The sequence below is a fragment of the Ectothiorhodospira shaposhnikovii genome (assembly GCF_016584105.1).
GTDB classification, from domain to species: domain Bacteria; phylum Pseudomonadota; class Gammaproteobacteria; order Ectothiorhodospirales; family Ectothiorhodospiraceae; genus Ectothiorhodospira; species Ectothiorhodospira shaposhnikovii.
On the sequence record NZ_NRSM01000026.1, the window covers coordinates 1 to 15,412 of the forward strand.

The following is a 15,412-nucleotide window of genomic DNA, read 5'->3' on the forward strand; positions in this document are numbered from 1 at the left end:
CTGGTCCTCCTGTTGGTCATGCTGGGGAGATTGCCGCTCACGTTCCTTGCGCAACCACCGATCCAACAGGCTGCGATTGATTCCCAGAGACCGGGCAGCTTCGGCCACCCCATACCCCTGGCGCTCAACCAACGCCACTGCCTCAGCCTTGAATTCCGCCGTGTATCGACGTCGTGCCTTCTTGCTCATGAACACCTCCAATGCATAGCCTACGAGGGCTTAACGGGGTGTCCGCTACAATTGGACCACTTCAAGCCCTGCACTACCAGGTTCGTATCAAGCGCTGGGCGTGAGGCCACGTGCGCCTCAAAGGCCTTAACCACGTCCAGGGTTCGTTCACTGGTGGCACCGGTGGGCAACTGGATGGAAGTCATGAAATAGCCTTGATCCTCATCGGGTAGAAAAGACGACGGTAACTGTCCGGCAGCAAAGGCCAGCACTGCGCAGAGCACCACGAATGCCGCCATCATCCGCCCGTTGCACTTCACCAGACGCGCCACGCGTTTACTGTAGCCCGCAGTAAGACGCTCGAAGCCGCGATTGAAAGCACCGAAGAAGCCGTGCTTGGCGTGATGATCAGGGCTGACCGGACGCAGCAATGTGGCGCACAGTGCGGGTGTCAGACTCAGTGCGAGGAAGGCCGAGAACAGGATCGACACTGCCATCGAAAAGGTGAACTGCTGGTAGATCACCCCCACCGATCCGCTCGCAAAGGCCATAGGGATGAACACGGCAGTCAGTACCAAGGTAATGCCGATCACCGCACCGGTGATTTCCCGCATCGCCTGCACTGTCGCCTCCCGTGGCGAAAGTCCGTGGCTGGCCATCTGCCGCTCGACGTTCTCCACCACCACGATGGCATCGTCGACGATGATGCCGATGGCCAGCACCATGCCAAACATGGTCAGCGAGTTGATCGAGAAACCGGCCAGCAGCATCACCGCGAAAGTGCCAAGCAGCGCGATGGGCGCGACGATGGCCGGGATCAGCGTGTAGCGCAGGTTCTGGAGGAACAGGAACATCACCAGAAACACCAGCACCATGGCCTCGAACAGGGTGTAGATGACCTTCTTGATCGACACCTTGACGAACGGCGCGGTATCGAACGGCACCGAATAGGCCATACCCGACGGCATGCTCGGCGCAAGCTCGGCCAAGCGCTCGCGCACGGCCGCGGCGGTACGCACCGCGTTGGCACCAGGCGACAGCTGAATCGCGGCACTGGTGGCCACCACTCCGTTCTCGCGGTTGGAAAAACCATAGGACTGCGCCCCCAGCTCGACCCTCGCCACGTCGCCGATCACCACCTTCGAACCATCGGCGCCAGCGCGCAGGACAATGGCGGCAAACTGTTCCGGCGTCTCCAACTGCCCCTCGACCGTCAGTGGCACGGTCAGGCGCTGGCCCGGTAATGCCGGCTCGTCGCCGATACGCCCCGGGGCGATCTGCGCGTTCTGCTGTTCGATGGCCTGGGCCAGTTCGCTCATGGTCAGGCCGTAGGCGGTGAGCTTGCTCGGGTCGACCCAGATGCGCATGGCCTGCTCGGCACCGAACAGCTGCACGCGCCCGACACCCTCGATACGACGCAACTCCTGAACGATATTGCGCGCCATGTAGTCGTTCAGCGCCACCTCGTCGTACTGACCGCTGGGCGAGGTCATGCCGATCATCATCAGAAAGCCGGACCCGGCCGATTCCACCTGCAGTCCGCTCTGGCGCACCGCATGCGGCAGGCGCGACTCCACCGCCTTGATGCGGTTCTGCACGTCGACCTGAGCCAATTCCGGATCGGTGCCGGGCTTGAAGGTGGCAGTGATCTGCGCCGTACCGGAGGTGTCCACCGAGGATTCGAAGTACAGCAGGTGCTTGACGCCGGACAGCTCCTGCTCGACCAGGCTCACCACCGAATCATTGAGCGTCTGCGGGGTGGCGCCCGGATAGGTGGCGTAAATGATCACTGAAGGCGGCGCCACCGAGGGATAGCGGGCGATCGGTAGCTGCGGAATAGCGATGACGCCGACCAGCACGATAAACAGGGCGATCACCCAGGCGAATACCGGGCGGTTGATGAAGAACTGCGGCATGACGGCTTCTCCGAACTCAGCGCGCGACGGTGCTGAGCTGTTCGCTAACGGCGGCGGGCTGCCAGGGACGCGCGGCGACCTGGGCGTCAGGGCTCAGGCGTTCGATACCCTCGACCACCACCTGCTGCCCGGCACTGAGTCCAGACACCACGCGGTAGCGGCGCTCAACCAGCTCACCGAGCTTGATGGGCACCGGCTGTGCCTGGCCCTGGGCATCCACCACCCACACGCTGGCCTGGCCCGCCGTGCGGGTTACCGCCTGCTGCGGCACACTCAGGGCGGCGTGGTAATGCGCCCGGGGAATCCTCGCCTGCACGTAGAGGCCGGGAAGCAGACGGCGCTGCGGGTTGTCCACCAGCACACGCAACAGCACATCGCCGGTACCGGCATCCACCTCGATACCGGAGAACAAAATGTGCCCGCGCATACCCAGAGGCTTACCATCACCACCGAGAATCTCCACGCTCAACTCCGGCGTCACCGAGCCAATCTGCTGACGCAGCGCCTCCAGCACCGAAGCGGACTGGCGCACGTCGACGTACACTTGATCGATCTGCTGGATTCGCGCCATGGGCGTGGCATCGGTCGGCGAGACCAGCGCGCCCTCGCTCACAAGCGCCTGGTCGATACGCCCGGCAATCGGCGCCTCGACACTGGTGAACTGCAGGTCCAGCCTGCGCCGCGCCAGCGTCGCCCTGGCTTGGGCCACGTCGGCGGCGGCCTGCTCGCGCAGCGCCACGGCATCGTCATACATCTGGCGACTGATCGCCCCGGCCAGCATCAGGGGAGTGAGTCGCTCGGCCTGCACATGTGCCCGCGCCAAAACTGCTTCGGCGCGCTGCAAGGCGGCGGCAGCGCTGTCGACATCGGCCTTGAACGGCGCCGGATTGATTTGGAACAGCACGGCACCGGCCGCGATCTCGGCGCCCTGCTCGAACAGACGGCGCTGCACGATGCCGCCGATCTGCGCGCGAATCTCGGCGTTGCGCACGGCGGCCACGCGTGCCGGCAGATCCTCGCTGACCGACAGCTCGTGAGCCTCCAGCGTCAGCACCGATACATGCACCGGCGCGGGTGCTTCGGATTCCTGTTGCGCCGTATCGCAACCTGCCAGTCCCAACACGGCAAGCCCTGCGAGTAGAATGCTCAGATGCCTCTTACTGCCCATAACCTGCTCCTCACTGAACACTGCTCCGTGGCAACCTGATGTCGACCAGGAACGGATCGAGACTACAAGTCTGGCGCGCAGCCATTGCGAATGATTCGAGGCTTTGTGGAGAAAGCATGGAGAGCACGATAAAATTCAGCACGATCAAATTCGGGACCTCCCATGTCCGATCTCAATGTGCGCCCCGGCCCCGTCCCTCCTGACCCGGCACTGGTGCTGATTGCCGAGGACGAAAGCGAGATCGCCGACATCCTTATCGCCTACCTGCAACGCAGCGGGCTGCGCACCCGGCACGCCACCGACGGCCACGAGGCATTGACCCTGCACCAGATGCTCAAACCGGATCTGCTGCTGCTCGACGTGCAGATGCCACACCTCGATGGCTGGAAGATACTCAGCGAAATCCGCTCCCGTGGCGATACTCCGGTGATCATGCTCACCGCTCTCGATCAGGACATCGACAAGCTGATGGGGCTGCGCCTGGGAGCTGACGACTACGTGGTGAAACCCTTCAATCCAGCCGAAGTGGTGGCACGCATACAGGCGGTGTTGCGGCGCACGCGGGCGGGCGGGCCCGCCGCCAAGCAGATACTGCGCGTCGGCCCGTTCCAGATCGACCTGGACAGCCACGAGGCCAGCGTGCAGCGTGATGGCCAGCGACAGACGCTGGAACTGACCCTGACCGAATTCAAGCTGCTCGCCTGCCTGATGCGCGCGCCGAAACGGGTATTCAGCCGCGCGGAACTGCTGGTCAACTGCCTGCCCGAAGGCGACACCCAGGAGCGCACCGTGGACAGCCACGTCAGCAAGCTGCGCAAGAAGCTCGAAGCCCTCGACATCCAGGGCACGCCAGCCAGCGTCTGGGGCGTGGGCTATCGCTTCGGCGCTGGCGCATGAGGCCGACACCAGGGCTGCGCCGGCAGATCATCCAATCTCTGGCGGTGATGGCACTGGGCATCACCTTCATCTCGGTGTTCGGCTCCTACGTGTTCTACGCCTTCGCCGTGGCCTACCTGCCGGACAGCATCTCCGAAACCTGGATACCCTCACGAGTGGAGATGATCTGGATCGTCTGCACCATCATCGCCGCTCTAGGCATGGCAGTGTTCGTCGCCATTCGCCTGTCGCAACGCCTGATCACGCCGTTGAAAGCGGTGGCACACAGCCTGCGCGAAGTGGCCCAGGGCAAGCTCGACGCCCGCGCGCCGCTGGATGAGCAGGCCACGGGCGAGACGGCGCAGCTGGTGCGCGACTTCAACACCATGGTCGACCGCCTGCAGAGCATGACCCGCGAGCGTGAGTTCTGGAACGCCGCCATCGCCCACGAACTGCGCACGCCGGTGACCATTCTGCGCGGCCGCCTGCAGGGTCTGGCGGAAGGCGTGTTCAGCCCCAGCGGCGAGATATTCGAGAGCCTGCTGCGCCAGGTGGAAGGTCTCAATCGCCTGATCGAAGACCTGCGCGTGCTGAGCCTCAACGACAGCGGCCAACTGGAGGTGCAACGGGTCACAGTCAGGCTAGCCGACGAACTCAGCTTCGTGCTGCAGGCCTTCGCTCCCCGCCTGGCAACAAAAGGGTTTCACCTACACAGCGAACTCGATGCCAACCTGCTAGTGGAGTGCGATGCGGTGCGTATCGGCCAGGCTCTGATGGCGCTCCTGGATAACGCCTTGCAGCATGCCGAGCCAGGTCACCTGCTGGTGCGCCTACACCAGGCAAACGGCCTCATCCATCTGACCGTAGAAGACGAAGGCCCCGGCATCGATAGCTCGCTGGCCACCAACATCTTCGAGGCCTTTCGCCGTGGGGACCCTACACGTTCACGGAAGAGCGGTGGCAGCGGTCTTGGTCTCGCTGTGGTCAAGGCCATCGCGGAGGCCCATGGCGGCCGTGTTGTCGTCCAACCATCTAGCGCGGGAAGTTCATTCGTGATTTCCTGGCCGGCCCGACTACGGGTCTAAGAAAGATAGCGAATTACCCCAGTGCCCGTTTTTGCGCTGAGGTCAGTCATGTTGTGGAGGCCGGGGGAGCCCCCCGGCATGACTTGCGCTACCCCTGGCCGCGGGGTGGTCTTCATCGTATGTCATGCCTTGATCTTTGCCAAAAGTCTGCCGCAACCACACTGGAACCGATAGTGCGTCACGGCTCCTAACCTTCCCATACCGTCCGTTCAGCGCAAGTCACGTTGCGCAGCATCGCTTCCAGTTGCCTTCAGCCAGACCTCTGTTCGATCACTCCGACGACAGTCATCAGTCATCGCGGTGACCAGCAACAAGCCCGGCTTCATTGCCACTTCCCACGCCTGCAGTGAATGGGCCCTGAACCGGAAACGCCTTGAATTACAGCAGCATCCACAAGGCTCTTGCCGCCGACAGTCATCTGCCTCCGTAGCGACGAGAATCCCGATCAGGGCAAGTCACGTCCCGATGCGGGGAGTTGCAACCATCCGGATAAATATAATTCTCATTTACACACAACAACCAATACCGACGTCTCTACGGTATGCAGGGGGGACCGTTTGTGCAGACACTGATGAGGAAACGAGTGGCATTAAGAGGCGCAACACTCCTTCTTGCCACGCAGATGCTGGGACCTGGTTTGGCCGTCGCCGAAGATACACCCAAGATTAACGGGGAAACCGGTGAAATCTACCAACTCGAAGCCGTAACCGTCACGGCGGAGAAACGCCCAGCAGCGCTACAGAACGTCCCGGCAAGCATCTCAGCGATCACCGGCGACCAGATCGACGATGCCGGCATCCAGAGCATCTCCGAAATCGCCAATCTGGTGCCAAACCTCCACATCTTCACCTGGGGTGGAAGACGCAACAACCACATCTTCATGCGCGGCGTGGGTGCCACCTACGGCGAGCCGGCAGTGGGCTTCTACGTCGATGGCGTCGGCTACACCAGTGACGGGATGTTCGACATGGACCTCTTCGATGTGGAGCGCGTCGAGGTCCTGCGCGGACCACAAGGGACACTCTACGGACGGAACGCCCTCGCCGGTGTGATCAATATCGTCACCCGGCAGCCCACGAACGAGACCGAGGCACGCGTAAGTGCAGGCGCCGGAAAGTTCGGTCAACGCGAACTCAAGGGCAGCCTGCGCACCCCGCTTGTGGAAGACAGACTGTTTCTCGGCCTGTCTGCATCCGCAACCAGGCACGATGGATATGTCGACAACATGCACCTTGGCAAAAAGGCTGACGACCGCAACGACCAGAGCCTGCGTGCCAGCCTGCGCTGGACTCCCACCACCAACCTCGACGCCACGTTGTCGCTGGATGCGGAACGATTCCGGGGTGGCGCCTACCCGCTGGGCCCGTTGCAGGAGATAAGTGATCACCCAGAACGCGTGCGCAACGACTTTGCCGGTCACGACAATCGTGACTCTTTCGGGAGCTCACTCAGCCTGAACTGGAATACCCCCCCCGATGTACGGGTAACCTCCATTACGGGCTGGCGCGACTGGGAAAACGACGGCGGCGGCGATACCGATGGCTCGCCGCTGGATATCGTTCGAGAAAGCACGCGGGAGGATCGAAAACAGCTGACCCAGGAGTTGCGGCTGGCATCCCCCGAAACGGAGAGCATGCTGCGCTGGATGGCCGGACTCTACTACTACCAGGAAGACAACGGGATTACGACGCGATCCAGATTCGGCAGCGACGCGGTCGCCATGGGGTTTGTTCCGGCTCCCATGGACAGCCTTCTGGTCGCTGACAAAGATGATCAGGGATACGCCGTGTTCGGTCAGCTTGACTACCGCATCACCGACCACATCACCCTTACCACCGGCCTGCGTCGGGACCATGACAGGCGCCGCGTCAGAATGCACACCCGAATGGAAATGGGTGGCACCCCGATCCCAGGCAGCGAAGGCGCTCTGAACGACCGCCGCATCTTCAAGGAATGGCTACCGAAGGTTGCCCTCGCCTACAAACCCGACGACAACACTCTCTGGTATGCCAACGCAACCAAGGGATACCGGGCCGGCGGCTTCAACACCTTGATGAACGTGGATCCAGACGACGCCAATTTCGATCCTGAACGCAGTATCAACTACGAGGCCGGACTCAAGTGGTCTGGATGGCAAAAGCGGCTGTCACTGAACCTGGCCCTGTTTCGCGTCAACCTGACCGACCAGCAAGTCATCCAATTGACACCCAACATTGGCAGCGTGGTTCGCAACGCCGGCGAATCCCACAGTCAGGGGCTGGAAGTCGAACTGATGCTGCGTCCCGCCCCGGGCTGGGACTTCAACGCAGGCTTCAGCCACACCAACGCCCGGTTCGATGAGTACCGCGATGATGTGCGCGGCGTCGACTATGCCGGCAACCGCGTGCCCCTCGTGCCCAGAGAGATGTTCAACTTGGCGTTGCAGAACCGCCGGCCACTCGGCGCCTCTGCCGTGCTGCTTTCCCGTCTGGAGTTGCAGCGCATCGGTGATTTCCACTGGGATACGGCCAACACCCTGAAGCAGGGTGCCTACAACCTGGTCAACCTGCGTCTCGGCGTGGAAGGTGACACCTGGGAGGCGTACCTCTGGGGCAGAAACCTGCTGGACGAGGGCTATGCCGAGTTCGCCTACGACTTCCCGGGGCTCGGTCCGCGCGCCCAGGCCGGAAGGCCGCGCACCGTCGGCGTGACCGTCAATGCACGCTTCTGAAGCGGCGATAATCACACCCCGAAAAACGGAAGGGAGCATAGCGGCTCAGGTGTACCGACCCTTGCGCACCTCGCTAGGCAGCACGCCAAACTGCTTGCGGAACGCGGCGCTGAAGTGGCTGATATTGCTGTATCCCAGAATCAGTGCGGTTTCCGTCACGTTGTGGTGGCATAGCAACTCCCTTGCCCGCTCCATGCGGTGGCACTGAAACAGTGAGTAGATACCCATACCGAACATCAACCTGAAACCCCGTTTCAGCTTCAGTTGGTTGAGTCCCACTTCCTTGGCCAATTCTGTGATTGTCGGCGGCGCACTCAAGTCTTCGAGTAGCCGTTCCCGCGCCGCAAGAAGGCGCTTGCGCTCTCGAAGCGGCACGGCGCCTTGCAAGCCGTTGCGGTTCAATCCCTCAAGATGCCACCCGAGAAACTCCAGCACAGCCGCATGCAACAGCAACGACGATACCCCTGGGGTTTCGACGCGTTGCGCCAATCGCATCGCAGCGTCAATGGTCCTGCTGCCCGGTGGCGTTGCCCGCATGATGAAACCGCTCTCGATATCACCGATACGCTCGAACTCATCACCCACCAACTCGCCCAGCACCTCAGGAGTCAGCATAAGCTCCAGATGACGGTAGTCAGGGCTATACCACACCGAGAACCGCTCTCCCGGCGCATATCCAATATGTCCTTCCCCTACCCGGGGAGCGACCGAGATTCCTCTTACCGTCCCTCTCAACGTCCCGCAGAGAAGGCAGGAGAAATGCACATAGCAACTGTCATTGAGCAGGTCGACCTGCAATCCGTTGCGTCCATTGCCGTTGTACAGACCCACAACCATTCCCGGCTGAGGCTCGACCAATGCGGCCTTGAACGCGCAATGCCCATCGGTTTCAGGCTGCTCAGCAAGGTGTTCTCCACCAAAGAGCTTCGAAGTCCGCAACGGGGTCGAGATTTCAGCGGGTTGTGTGACCACACAGTGCATGGGCTCCTCCTGGACGACAGCGAAATCATCAAGTACCCCATGCTTATACGACAAATGCGACTCATTCGCAAAAATGGGTGCCCGTGACACTGTGTCCATTCCTGGATAAATGACTTCCGATCCGGACAGTCTCGCTCCCGATGCGGGGAGTCGCGAGAGTGGCTTGATGGATAAGCTTGTTTTCCTGGTTCGAAGTAAACCCGTGGAAGAGGAAACATGATGATCGACCCTCCCCACCCAGCGCTCTGGCGCGTACTGTTTGGCTTGCTTCATGACGAAAGAGGCCCCCTGCTGGCAGCCTTATCGGTGGCCGTCATAGCCGCCCTGTTCGAGCTGCTGCCCTATTGGCTGCTCTATCAGTCCATCGTCCTGGTACTGTCCGGTACGCAGGTTGCCGATGGACTGACCCGCCTCGCGGGGTGGATGGCCGTGGCGCTGGTGGCCAAGTACGGGCTGTATTCCTTCGCCTACTACCTCAGCCACCGCGCGGCCTATCAAATCCTGGCAAACCTGCGGCGGGACTTGGCCCGGCGCCTGGTGTGGGTTCCCCTCACCGAGCTGCAAGGCTACAGTTCGGGCGAGCTGAAGAAAATCGTCATGCACGACGTGGAACGGTTGGAACAGTTCATCGCCCACCACTCGGTGGAGTTCATCGCCGCACTCGCCGGCCCCCTGTTCGTGGCGCTGTTTCTGCTGTGGCTGGACTGGCGTCTGGCGCTCGCGGCCCTGGCGGTGGTGCCCTTGGCGGCCCTGGCGCAAAGCCTGTTCATGCGCGGTGCCAGCAACCGCATCGAGGACTTCGACAATGCCGTCGGCGAGCTGAGCGGGTCAACGGTCGAGTACGTGCGAAACATCCCGGTGATGAAGGCCTTCCGTCAGGAGGTGGGCTCCTTCCGCCGCATGCGACGCGTACTGGAGCGTTACCATGGCCTCGTCACCGCAGTCATCCGACAGACCATACCGGGCTGGTCGGTGTTCACGGTGCTGCTGAGCGCCAATATCTTATTCATCCTGCCGACGGGCATGTGGCTGGTGAGCCAGGGTGCTCTGGACCTGCCGGACCTGATCCTGGCACTGATGCTGGGAACGGGTATGCTCAAACCGCTCTTCAAGGTAGTACGTTTCTCCTCCGAGACTCGTGAGATCCTGGGCGGTGTGCGCCGTATCGCACCCTTCCTCACCTGGTCGTCACCTGCCCCACAATCTCCGGTTACATTGACTGCCACGCCAGGGGTCAACTTCGACGCAGTCTCCTTTGCCTATGACGACACGCCGGTGTTGCGTGATCTCAGCTTTGAGCTGCCTCCCGGCAAACTGACGGCCATGGTAGGCCCCTCTGGGGCGGGCAAGTCCACCGTTGCCCATCTATTGGGTGGACTGGCCCGACCGCAACAGGGGACTATCCGATTGGACGGCATTTCACTGGATTCGCTCGACGAAGCGCAGCGGGCCTCGCTGGTATCGGTGGCCACTCAGGAGGCCTTTCTGTTCCGCGGCACGCTGATGGACAACCTGAAACTGGCGTCCCCCGACGCCGACGAGGCGGCTGTTCGACGGGCTGCCCGCGTCGCCCAGGCCGATGCATTCATCTTAGCGCTGCCCGAAGGCTACAACACGCGCATCGAAGAGCGCGGGGTTCGCCTTTCCGGCGGGGAGCGCCAGCGCATCGCTATCGCCCGCGCCCTGCTAGCCGACACACCCGTGCTGGTGCTGGACGAGGCGACCGCCTTCGCCGACAGCCTGACCGAACGTGCCTTCTACAACGCGCTGCATGAGGCGTATCCGCACAAAACACTGCTGGTGATCGCGCACCGCCTCTACACCATCGAACAGGCAGATCAGGTACTGGTCATGGAAGGTGGACGACTGGTGGACGCGGGCCGCCATGATGAGCTCATCACCAGATGCGGGCTCTATCAGCGACTGTGGCAACGGCAGAGTGTCGGCGAGAGCTGGACTATCGGAAAAAAGGAGGTGGTCGATGCGGGCGTTTCTTGATCTCCTGAACCGTGTAATTCGGGCGGGCAATCAACGCCCACGGCGATTCTATTGGGGATTGTCATTGCGGGTATTGGAACGCATTTTTTCCATCGCCCCTTTCTTCCTCGCCTATGTCTGGCTCGATGATCTGTTACAGAAGAGCGGCACAGGTCTGGAGTTCGCGGAAATTATGGCCAACGATGGCCAGATTCTGACGTATGGGATGGCATTGGGTGCCCTCCTGGCGGGGCAACTCCTTTTCTCCTACCTGGGTCAATTGCAGAGTTTTACCGGAGCCTACGAACTCACGGGTTCCTACAGGGAAACATTGATTGACCATGTGCGGCGTCTGCCCCTGGGCACCCTGCAACAGGAAAGTTCCGGGCGCTTGGCCTCGGTACTCACAGATGATGTGAACCGGGTGGAAAAGATCTTCACCCACCTGACGGCTGAATGGGTGGCTGCTGTAGCCGTACCGTTGCTGTTCGTGATCGCACTGGTCTGGATCGACTGGCGCCTGACATTGAGCCTGCTCGTCACGCTGCCGCTGGCCGTGGCGGCGCTCAATGCGGCCCGCCGTTTCTTCCTTGCCCGCGCCGATCGCAAGCAGGAGCAGTTTCTGGATGTGTCCGGCCTGCTGGTGGAGTTCATCACCGGCATTCGGACGCTGCGACTGTTCAATCGCGCCAAAATCTGGTGGGAGCGGCTGGACCGGCGCTTCGAGGCGATTCGCCACAGCAGCATGGGGGTCGAGGCGTGGGCTGGCGGCTCGGTGCAACTCTATCGCCTCTGCCTGGAGCTGGGATTGGTGGCACTACTGCTGTGCGGAGCCTGGCTGGCCAAGAGCGACGGACTCGCGCCGCTGCACTGGCTCCTGTTCGCCATGGTCGCCTACAAGCTACTCGACCCCCTGCTGGACGCCGCCGCTTTTCTCACAGAAATGCGGGCCATGGCCAGGAGCGAGGCCCGCGTTCAGGCGCTGTTCGATCGACCGCCCCTCCCCGAGTCGTCCGCACCAACCGAACCCGACGGGTTCGAGCTGGCCTTCGAGGGTGTCAGCTTTCGTTATGATACCGGCACAGCGTGGGCGCTCAGGGATGTCTCCTTCCGCGCACCCCAAGGCCGGATCGTCGCCGTAGTCGGCCCATCGGGCGGCGGCAAGAGCACCCTGCTCAATCTGTTGGCCCGCTTCTTCGACCCACAGGAGGGCCGAATCACCCTCGGCGGCGTCGATCTTCGCGATCTGGGTCCGGACCAGCTCTACGACTATCTGAGCTTCGTATTTCAGGACGTCCAGCTATTCGATGGCAGCGTCCTGGAGAATGTACGGATCGGCTGTCCCGAGGCCACCGACGCCGAGGTGATGGACGCCTGCCGTGCCGCTTGGTGCGACGAATTCATCCAGCGGCTTCCACAAGGGTATGAAACCCTCATCGGCGAGAACGGCCAGCGCCTGTCCGGCGGCCAGCGCCAGCGGCTCTCCATTGCGCGCGCCCTACTGAAGGACGCCCCTGTGCTGCTGCTTGACGAGTCCACCGCCTCGGTGGATCCGGAAACTCAGCATGAGATACAAGGGGCGATCTCGCGCTTGATCAAAGGGCGCACCGTCATCGTAATCGCCCATCGGCTACACACCATCCAACACGCCGACCAGATACTGCTGCTCACGCAGGGGCGGATCATCGAACGTGGCTCCCACGCCGAACTCCTGGGAGCTGGGGGGCTGTATCGCGACATGTGGGCCTTGCAGACGATCACGCAGTGAATCGTCATTTCGTGAAGGGGCGTGCTTCGCTAGAGTTCACCATGCTCCTTCCCCGCCTTCGGATCCTGCCGACCTTCCCGGCGGAGCCATTCGGGGGAACGGTATCTCCGAGCTGAATAGGTGGTTTGCCGCAGCGATAGGTAAGCCGCTAGCGTGGGCGCAGGCGCAGTCCTGCAAGAAGCCGTCGGGCTGGGGGGATGCAGATGAGGAGCCCCGGGGGTGCACGTGAGTAAAGGGCGAGAATCCGTGAAAACGGAAAACCAGCGCAAGACACTGATTTGAATGGTGGGTCGTGTAGGATTCGAACCTACGACCAATGGATTAAAAGTCCACTGCTCTACCAGCTGAGCTAACGACCCACGAAGGGAAGTGATATCCAGTGACTGTTGGTCGCCCCTGGAAAGGGCAGGTATGTTACTGGATTTTTCAAGGAGTGCAAGTATTTTTTGCGGGGTCGGGCGCCCTCCCCCATCCCCGGCCCTTCTCCCCCAAGGGGAGAAGGGAGGAAAAATAACGGCTACATGGCCTCCAGCTTTCTGAGCCGGGCGGGCAGCAGGCGCAGATCCACCAGGCCGGTGACGAAAGCCTTGAAGAAGGTGGCTTCGTCCTCGTAGAGCATCTTGTAGTACTGGATCTTCATGGTCATGGCCGCGCCCAGGACGATGGCGCCAAAGGTGAGAAAACCGCCCAGGGCCAGGGTGGAGATGCCGGTGACACCCTGGCCGATGGTGCACCCCATGGCCAGGACGCCGCCAAAGGCCATCAGGACGGCGCCGATGAGGTGGTTGAAGAAATCCCTCACCGAGGCAAACCATTCCACCCGGAATGCGCCGGAGACCATGGCCCAGAAGAAGGAACCCAGGACCACACCCACCAGGGCGATGACGCCGATGTACAAAAGACTGGTGTCGAAACCGCTCCCCACATAGCGCAGGGTCTGCCCCATGGGGTTGATGAAGGTGAAGGACTGGGTGGCCCAGGGGGCCGCCTCGCCGGGACGGCCGTCCGGGTCATCGGCCAGGAAGTCCCAGTCCTGGACATAGGCCTGGAGACCGTGCCGACCGTCCATGCCGTCGTCGATCTGGACCGTGCTGGTGACATACCAGGCCCCCACCACCACCAGGCCCACCACGAGACCGCCCAGGATGTGATCGAAGCTGCCCCGGAAGTCCGCCTTGCGGAAGATCAGGAACAGGGCTACGGCGCCGATCACCAGCCCGATGACGAGCCGTGCCACGGCTCCATGCTCATTGCCGGCCACCAGGGAGCCCAGGTCCTGCTGGGACCACAGACCGATGCTCATGGGATTGGTCCAGGGATAGAACAGCAGTGAATATAGGGTGTGGGCGGTGCCCGGGAAGGGGTTGATCATGAAGTAGGCGATCAGGGCGATGATCATCAACACCATGATGGACTTGATGTTGCCGCCACCGATACGCACCAGGGTCTTGTTGCCGCAACCGCTGGCCAGGGTCATGCCGATGCCGAACATCAGGCCGCCCAGCAGGTGCTCCACCCAGGCCAGCTGGGATGAGCGGTAGGGGGGGAAGGCCCCGTCCGCGCTGATGAGTCCGAAGGCCTCGAACAGGATGACCCCCAGCATGGCGACGGTCATGGCCAGAAACCAGGATTTCATGCGCCCGGTGTCCCCCATGTTCACCCAGTCGGAGACGGCGCCCATGGTGCAGAAGTTGGTCTTGTTGGCCACCGCGCCGAGGATGAAGGCGAGGACGAAGATGGAGGCCAGTGCGGCGGCGGCGGCGGTGGGAAAGCTCTCGAACAGCATGGATCTCCTCCTGGGGCCGGGTGTGGTGCTGCCCCGGTCCGGCTGTCAGCCCGGTGGCCGGGCTTGCCTTTGGCGACGGGTCGGTCTTGTTCCGAATCGGACGGCCGACTTGATTCTGTCATTGTGCAACAGGCCACTGACCGGGACATTCAGTGTTTTGTATGTCCGGATCAGTTTTCCTGGTGTGGAAGTCGTCGGATTTCAGGAGCGATAGCGGGTGACGTCGGGGATGCCGGCGTCGGCGAAGCCCTTGGCCCGCAGGCGGCAGGCATCGCAGGTGCCGCAGGCGCGTCCCTCGGCGTCGGCGCTGTAGCAGGAAACGGTACGGGAGAAGTCCACGCCCACGGCCACGCCGCGACGGATGATCTCGGCCTTGCTCAGGTCGATGAGGGGAGTACGGATGCGGATGCGCTCCCCTTCCACGCCGGCCTTGGTGGCCAGGTTGGCCATGGTCTCGAAGGCCTGGATGAACTCGGGGCGGCAGTCCGGGTAGCCGGAATAATCCACCGCGTTGACGCCGATGAACAGATCCCGGGCCTTGAGTACCTCCGCCCAGGCCAGGGCCACGGCGAGAAATACGGTGTTGCGGGCCGGGACATAGGTGACGGGGATACCGTCGGAGAGCTGGTCCGGGATCTGGATGGTATCGTCCGTGAGGGCGGAGCCACCGAACAGGCCCAGATTCAGGTCCACCACCCGGTGATCCGTTGCGCCCAGGCTGTGAGCCAGTTCCAATGCCGCCGCCAGTTCGGCGCTGTGGCGCTGGCCGTAGCGGAAGCTGAGACAGTGACAGGCAAAGCCTTCGGCGCGGGCCAGGGCCAGGACGGTGGCTGAGTCCATGCCGCCGGAGAGCAGGACGACTGCGTTATTCATGGGTGGTTTCTCCGAAATTCTGGACTCCCGCTTTCGCGGGAATGACGAAGTTACTTATCGGAAATGACGAGGCTACTTATCGGGAATGACGAAGCGACTTACCG

At 62.1% G+C, this 15,412-nt stretch carries 11 protein-coding genes and 1 tRNA gene; 5 read left to right on the forward strand and 7 right to left on the reverse strand.

The window, feature by feature from the left end:
- The 3 genes from CKO35_RS13315 to CKO35_RS13325 form a co-directional block, all read right to left on the reverse strand.
- Positions 1-189: transposase (locus CKO35_RS13315; RefSeq protein WP_200173378.1), on the reverse strand; the 189-nt coding region annotated here is incomplete at its 3' end.
- A 20-nt stretch (positions 190-209) separates the two neighbouring features.
- On the reverse strand, positions 210-2,084 hold the full coding sequence (locus tag CKO35_RS13320) for an efflux RND transporter permease subunit (RefSeq protein WP_274600847.1): 1,875 nt from the start codon (positions 2,082-2,084) through the stop codon (positions 210-212).
- Positions 2,085-2,100: 16 nt separating this feature from the next.
- Entirely contained in the window at positions 2,101-3,252 is a 1,152-nt protein-coding gene (locus CKO35_RS13325) for an efflux RND transporter periplasmic adaptor subunit (protein ID WP_200176635.1), read from the reverse strand.
- Between the two features lie 162 nt (positions 3,253-3,414).
- On the opposite strand from CKO35_RS13325, the gene CKO35_RS13330 reads away from it, so the two are divergent.
- The 3 genes from CKO35_RS13330 (at position 3,415) to CKO35_RS13340 (ending at position 7,923) form a co-directional block, all read left to right on the forward strand.
- A complete protein-coding gene (locus tag CKO35_RS13330) occupies positions 3,415-4,149 on the forward strand; it encodes a response regulator (protein WP_200176636.1) in 735 nt (244 codons plus the stop codon).
- The gene (locus CKO35_RS13335; protein ID WP_200176637.1) at positions 4,146-5,213 is read left to right on the forward strand and encodes an ATP-binding protein; all 1,068 of its coding nucleotides are present in this window, start codon (positions 4,146-4,148) and stop codon (positions 5,211-5,213) included. Before CKO35_RS13330 ends, CKO35_RS13335 begins: the two co-directional genes overlap by 4 nt.
- 637 nt (positions 5,214-5,850) lie before the next feature.
- Positions 5,851-7,923, forward strand: a complete 2,073-nt coding sequence (locus tag CKO35_RS13340) for a TonB-dependent receptor (protein WP_200176638.1) — start codon at positions 5,851-5,853, stop codon at positions 7,921-7,923.
- A 45-nt stretch (positions 7,924-7,968) separates the two neighbouring features.
- Here the strand turns inward: CKO35_RS13340 and CKO35_RS13345 are convergent, their stop codons facing one another.
- Positions 7,969-8,904: a helix-turn-helix domain-containing protein gene (locus CKO35_RS13345; RefSeq protein WP_200176639.1), complete on the reverse strand. Its 936-nt coding sequence runs from the start codon at positions 8,902-8,904 to the stop codon at positions 7,969-7,971.
- A 306-nt stretch (positions 8,905-9,210) separates the two neighbouring features.
- Here CKO35_RS13345 and CKO35_RS13350 point away from each other — a divergent pair, with 306 nt between their 5' ends.
- Both CKO35_RS13350 and CKO35_RS13355 read left to right on the forward strand, forming a co-directional pair.
- Positions 9,211-10,902: an ATP-binding cassette domain-containing protein gene (locus tag CKO35_RS13350; protein ID WP_200176640.1), complete on the forward strand. Its 1,692-nt coding sequence runs from the start codon at positions 9,211-9,213 to the stop codon at positions 10,900-10,902.
- Positions 10,886-12,649 (forward strand): ABC transporter ATP-binding protein, encoded by a 1,764-nt coding sequence (locus CKO35_RS13355; RefSeq protein ID WP_200176641.1) that lies wholly within the window; start codon positions 10,886-10,888, stop codon positions 12,647-12,649. The genes CKO35_RS13350 and CKO35_RS13355 overlap by 17 nt, the downstream gene beginning before the upstream one ends.
- Before the next feature lie 283 nt (positions 12,650-12,932).
- On the opposite strand, the gene CKO35_RS13360 is transcribed toward CKO35_RS13355, so the two are convergent.
- The 3 genes from CKO35_RS13360 to queC all read right to left on the reverse strand — a co-directional run bounded on the left by CKO35_RS13360 (position 12,933) and on the right by queC (position 15,308).
- Positions 12,933-13,008 (reverse strand) — tRNA-Lys (locus CKO35_RS13360).
- Between the two features lie 158 nt (positions 13,009-13,166).
- Entirely contained in the window at positions 13,167-14,435 is a 1,269-nt protein-coding gene (locus CKO35_RS13365) for a YeeE/YedE family protein (RefSeq protein ID WP_200176642.1), read from the reverse strand.
- 201 nt (positions 14,436-14,636) lie between these two features.
- Positions 14,637-15,308, reverse strand: coding sequence for a 7-cyano-7-deazaguanine synthase QueC (queC, locus tag CKO35_RS13370; RefSeq protein ID WP_200176643.1), 672 nt, complete (start codon positions 15,306-15,308; stop codon positions 14,637-14,639).
- Positions 15,309-15,412: the final 104 nt, after the last annotated feature.

What these genes read in the sequence shown, in the direction of transcription:
- CKO35_RS13335 (WP_200176637.1), top strand. Translation starts at nt 4,146, where the DNA reads ATGAGGCCGACACCAGGGCTGCGCCGGCAGATCATCCAATCTCTGGCG.
- CKO35_RS13365 (WP_200176642.1), bottom strand. Translation starts at nt 14,435, where the DNA reads ATGCTGTTCGAGAGCTTTCCCACCGCCGCCGCCGCCGCACTGGCCTCC.
- CKO35_RS13345 (WP_200176639.1), bottom strand. Translation starts at nt 8,904, where the DNA reads ATGCACTGTGTGGTCACACAACCCGCTGAAATCTCGACCCCGTTGCGG.
- CKO35_RS13320 (WP_274600847.1), bottom strand. Translation starts at nt 2,084, where the DNA reads ATGCCGCAGTTCTTCATCAACCGCCCGGTATTCGCCTGGGTGATCGCC.
- queC (WP_200176643.1), bottom strand. Translation starts at nt 15,308, where the DNA reads ATGAATAACGCAGTCGTCCTGCTCTCCGGCGGCATGGACTCAGCCACC.
- CKO35_RS13325 (WP_200176635.1), bottom strand. Translation starts at nt 3,252, where the DNA reads ATGGGCAGTAAGAGGCATCTGAGCATTCTACTCGCAGGGCTTGCCGTG.
- CKO35_RS13330 (WP_200176636.1), top strand. Translation starts at nt 3,415, where the DNA reads ATGTCCGATCTCAATGTGCGCCCCGGCCCCGTCCCTCCTGACCCGGCA.
- CKO35_RS13355 (WP_200176641.1), top strand. Translation starts at nt 10,886, where the DNA reads ATGCGGGCGTTTCTTGATCTCCTGAACCGTGTAATTCGGGCGGGCAAT.